Source organism: Rhizobium sp. WW_1 (genome assembly GCF_003610155.1).
GTDB lineage: Bacteria > Pseudomonadota > Alphaproteobacteria > Rhizobiales > Rhizobiaceae > Rhizobium > Rhizobium tropici_A.
This window is the reverse complement of the sequence record NZ_RAIN01000054.1, coordinates 1-2,871: the sequence shown is the minus strand read 5'-3', so window position 1 is coordinate 2,871 and position 2,871 is coordinate 1. Positions and strand designations below refer to the sequence as shown.

The 2,871-nt window shown below is 52.7% G+C and carries 5 protein-coding genes; 4 read left to right on the top strand and 1 reads right to left on the bottom strand.

The genetic code is table 11. The features are described 5' to 3' along the window. The first annotated feature begins 331 nt into the window (after window positions 1-331). From BJ928_RS38360 to BJ928_RS38675, 3 genes are all read left to right on the top strand, one after another. Window positions 332-541, top strand: coding sequence for a cold-shock protein (locus BJ928_RS38360; RefSeq protein WP_047637276.1), 210 nt, complete (start codon window positions 332-334; stop codon window positions 539-541). Between the two features lie 110 nt (window positions 542-651). After that, complete coding sequence (locus BJ928_RS39165; RefSeq protein WP_174178299.1) at window positions 652-822, top strand: hypothetical protein; 171 nt, start codon at window positions 652-654, stop codon at window positions 820-822. A 177-nt stretch (window positions 823-999) separates the two neighbouring features. Further along, the gene (locus BJ928_RS38675) at window positions 1,000-1,251 is read left to right on the top strand and encodes a hypothetical protein (protein WP_052228101.1); all 252 of its coding nucleotides are present in this window, start codon (window positions 1,000-1,002) and stop codon (window positions 1,249-1,251) included. A gap of 720 nt (window positions 1,252-1,971) precedes the next feature. Here the strand turns inward: BJ928_RS38675 and BJ928_RS38350 are convergent. Next, complete coding sequence (locus tag BJ928_RS38350; protein WP_047637273.1) at window positions 1,972-2,343, bottom strand: lipoprotein; 372 nt, start codon at window positions 2,341-2,343, stop codon at window positions 1,972-1,974. A 211-nt stretch (window positions 2,344-2,554) separates the two neighbouring features. On the opposite strand from BJ928_RS38350, the gene BJ928_RS38345 reads away from it, so the two are divergent. Further along, window positions 2,555-2,719, top strand: coding sequence for a hypothetical protein (locus BJ928_RS38345; protein ID WP_174178282.1), 165 nt, complete (start codon window positions 2,555-2,557; stop codon window positions 2,717-2,719). Window positions 2,720-2,871 lie beyond the last annotated feature (152 nt).

Below are 2,871 nucleotides of genomic sequence, written 5' to 3'. Positions count from 1 at the left end.
TCATCTTCGCTTCCTTTGATAGAGCTACGATGAGCCGAAAATCCTCTCTTCTCAATTAAACCAATTCTGTCTCAAGGGCGCTGATGTCGGACAGATTTGGATTGCAGGTATTGTTCATCTATTTCTATGTATATGTCTGGTACTTCAATGAAATTAAATGGCGAAAGCATTGCTAATTCAAAAAAATTATTCTACACGTGTTTATCGGATTTGCTTCGTTAGCTTTGTTTCTGCGTGCAAGCGCATTTGCTGATCTTCCCTCTCAAGCTCGATCATTGATCGCCCGCATATCTGCGGCGTCGTAATTTCATGCGATTGAAAGGACATCGTCATGGCTAAAGGCATCGTGAAATTCTTCAACATCAATAAGGGGTTCGGCTTCATTGCTCCGAGTGACGGATCTGCGGATGTGTTCGTCCACATCTCCGCGGTAGAGCAGTCCGGCATGTCTTCTCTCAGGGAAGGCCAGACGATTTCCTTCGACTTGGTACAAGATGTGCGCAACGGCAAGAACGCCGCGCAGAACCTTTTATCCGCCTAATCAATCAGGCGATCTGCTCGCATCGCTTTGCCCCGAAAGCACCAGCGTTGCGGGACTGAGAGCTTTGAAAAGGTCGGGCAACCCCCGGCCTTTTGTTTTGGAGAGACAGAATGACAAAGACAAATGCAGAGAAGATCCTTCGGCGAGCGCTGCGCCAAGTCAACAACACGAGTGGCGGCGGGCATCTGGGCGGCACGAATTTTGGACAGGCCTTCGATGCGAAAACATCGTCTAGCAAGAGCAGGAACGATAAATCCCGCAAGCCGCCGCGCATCAAATAGCCTTAAATGGAGAGCGATACTGATCTATCAGTGTCGCTCTCGTCTCGCCTTGACCAGTATATCGCGATCCTTCGAGGCTATGGAACGGCTTCTTGTAAAGGCGGCTCTTTGCGATGGCCGCACCAAGCGGCTAGCTCGTCAGTGCTCGCTGCTCTACGCTCCAAGAAGGAAACAGCCATGCAAGTCGAAAATCTCCCCCCTCCGTCCGGATTGGGGGTGGCGTCAAACTCTCCTGATCCGATAGGTGCAGAAGTACTCGGGCCTCCGGATTTGAAGGTCTCCGATGAGGCGGCTAGAGAAGCCTATGAGCGTGGCGGCGAAGCCGGCATGCGGGACGTGGCAGATGAGGAAAATCCTTATCCGGAACGAAGCGTGCTCGCCAAGGCTTACGAACACGGCTATCTTGATGGCCAAAAAGTGCAACGATAGAACTGCAATCCATTGAAATGGACGGGTTCTTTTCAGGATTTCGTGGGAACTGTACCCAGCCCTGTTGGAAGAGCCGTAGTGGGGTCCGCGAATCCTTGAGGGTCCCAAATTGACTTGTCGTATCGGTTGCCACCGCAGATATTTCCCTCTGCGAGGGTGTCGGAGAGGAAATTAGTGGGCTCTGTCATTAACGTCGGATTCTCGCTCATCTGGGAGACGCCGGTCCTCATCCAGGAAGCTGGCTTTTGCACCCGAGCCATCAGCGGGCCAAGAGAAGCGCTTCGATATCTGCAGAAAGATTTCGATCAACACTCCGGCCAGCTTTATTGGGACGCGGTTTTTTCCTGTATGACAGCGCTTCGATATCGCTCCGCCCCGAGCGTTGCCCGTCAGTATTTTCTTTTCGCCTGCGACAATGCGCATATCGACGCCAGTTAGCCTGGCGACTTTGTGGTGACTATCGAGTGGAAAGGAGCTAGCGGTTCAGCGTTCACGGAATCACGGAACCGCTCCATCCTTGAGATCGCGAAGACTCAGATTAAAGCGGAAGTAGGATCAGGCAACACGCGCCGCAATCTTGCTCGACAAGTCACGATTCCTTAGCGCACCGTTCTCTTGGAGCAGAGCCATCCCAATTTCTTCAAAAGCTCAATCAATATTAGCGGGCACCGGAAATGGAAACGATCCAACGACCGTCTCCTGCTCCTCGACGTCGTCCGGCTATTTGGCTACGTGCCAGACGTTGCCAATGCCATCGCCGTTCATCTCGCCTGCCTTTTTGTCTCCGGCAAATGTATAAAGCGGTTTTCCGCCATATGCCCAAATTTTCTTGCCGTTAGCATCCTGGACCAAAGACCATTCGCCCTCTGCCTTGGCTTGGTCGGCAGCGTGAAAAGCTGGCCACTTTTTGAGGCAATCCTTGTCGCAGTTTGATTTACCTTGAGCATCCTTGTCGAAGGTGTAAAGCGTCATGCCCTTTTCCGTGGCCATGATCTTGCCCATTTTAGTGTCGACCATCTTGACGGGCTCGGCTGCCAGAGCCGGCAAAGTTGTTGCGGCGAAAAGGCCGATCGCGATCAGCAGCGTTTTCATAACTTCCTCCCATTCGGACTGCCGACGGAATGTCAGCAGTGCCCGACACAGTCGAGGGAAACGTTCGGAAATCAATGTTTTTCCATTGAGCGCCCGGGTACACGGCCACGGCAACCGCCTTCAATGTCAAAACCACTCTTGATTGCTTTTGCTCTGCTTCAATCAACTCAGCAATGCGCCCAGGCGGCTCGTAAGCCAGCGTGTTCTTCGGATGGCCACTGTTATAGCGGGCTCGGGCCTCGCGACGATCATGAAGGATGCCGGACTGACGAATGGCGCCTTTTATCCGCACTTTCCATCAAAGCCAGCTTTCGGAGGCGCGGCCTATATCGAGACGGGCCGTGCGAACGGCAAGGTCGTGATCAAGGTGCATTAACTCCGGAACCGCCAGGCTAGGCATTCGCCGGTCGAAAACGCGACCAGTCGTTTCATTGTAAGCGCCGTCTTTGTCCCATTTTGTCCGCTGCTTTTTGAGCATGGTTTCTCATGCGAGAAGGCTTCCATGTTATCTGGAAGCTGAATGATGGA

Coding starts and splice junctions, on each gene's coding strand:
- BJ928_RS38360 (WP_047637276.1), top strand. CDS start 332: ATGGCTAAAGGCATCGTGAAATTCTTCAACATCAATAAGGGGTTCGGC.
- BJ928_RS39165 (WP_174178299.1), top strand. CDS start 652: ATGACAAAGACAAATGCAGAGAAGATCCTTCGGCGAGCGCTGCGCCAA.
- BJ928_RS38675 (WP_052228101.1), top strand. CDS start 1,000: ATGCAAGTCGAAAATCTCCCCCCTCCGTCCGGATTGGGGGTGGCGTCA.
- BJ928_RS38350 (WP_047637273.1), bottom strand. CDS start 2,343: ATGAAAACGCTGCTGATCGCGATCGGCCTTTTCGCCGCAACAACTTTG.
- BJ928_RS38345 (WP_174178282.1), top strand. CDS start 2,555: ATGGCCACTGTTATAGCGGGCTCGGGCCTCGCGACGATCATGAAGGAT.